Here is a 262-nt window from a genome sequence, read left to right as displayed (position 1 = left end):
TAACCGAGCAGTTCCTGGAGCTGGTAGACCGGATACACCGGGAAGTCTTCCTGCTTGTCCTCAATGACGGTGGCAGACGGAAACAGCTCCTGGATAACCGCACGCCTGGAATCGTTGAGTTCGGCCTGCAGAGGTATCGGGAACAGGGAAAGGCACAGCAGCAAGAGCATGATTCGCCCGGCCATCAGGAGACTCCTTAAAGTTATTATTTTCCTTGTTCCATGCTAGGGAGATCGGCGGGAGTCTCAATTCGACCTCGGAG

Annotated in this window: 1 protein-coding gene; it reads right to left on the bottom strand. The window is 54.6% G+C overall.

The window, feature by feature from the left end; all coding sequences use genetic code 11:
• Positions 1 to 185: hypothetical protein (locus tag ACFVYJ_RS13795; RefSeq protein ID WP_463255435.1), on the bottom strand; the 185-nt coding region annotated here is incomplete at its 3' end.
• Positions 186 to 262: the final 77 nt, after the last annotated feature.

Source organism: Pontibacter sp. JAM-7 (assembly GCF_048548695.2).
Taxonomy (GTDB): domain Bacteria; phylum Pseudomonadota; class Gammaproteobacteria; order Pseudomonadales; family Balneatricaceae; genus Neptuniibacter.
The sequence above is the reverse complement of the archived record's forward strand: the minus strand, read 5'-3'. Positions and strand labels throughout refer to the sequence as shown.